Here is a 393-nt window from a genome sequence, read left to right as displayed (position 1 = left end):
GGCCCGGTCGCTACGATCACCAGCTACGGATCGTTGGAGGATGGCGTCCGGATCGCCAACGACACCGAATATGGCCTGTCGGCGACGATCTCGGGCGATCCGTCGAAAGCCGCGGAGGTTGCGTCGAAACTGCGCGCCGGACTGGTCACAATCAATAGCTGGTCACCGGATATCGCGGCACCGTTCGGCGGCTATAAGCAGTCCGGCAATGGCCGCGAGAACGGCAAGTTCGGACTGGCGGACTTCATGGAAGTGAAAACCGTGGTCGGCGCGCCGGCCTGACGGGGGCGGGGGGGGGGGGGGGTTTCGCCCCCCCCCCCCCCCCCAACACAAAAACAACCACAACCCAAACAAATATATGTAGCACCACCCCCCCCCCAACCGCGGGCGAGG

Annotated in this window: 1 protein-coding gene; it reads left to right on the top strand. The window is 64.9% G+C overall.

The features are described from left to right. The coding region (locus ACFDSW_RS13505; RefSeq protein ID WP_375250803.1) for an aldehyde dehydrogenase family protein at positions 1–282 on the top strand (282 nt) is incomplete at its 5' end. Positions 283–393: the final 111 nt, after the last annotated feature.

Source organism: Sphingomonas sp., from assembly GCF_042091075.1.
Lineage (GTDB): Bacteria > Pseudomonadota > Alphaproteobacteria > Sphingomonadales > Sphingomonadaceae > Sphingomonas.
Note: the sequence above shows the minus strand (reverse complement) of the source record. Positions and strands in the feature narration are given on the sequence as shown.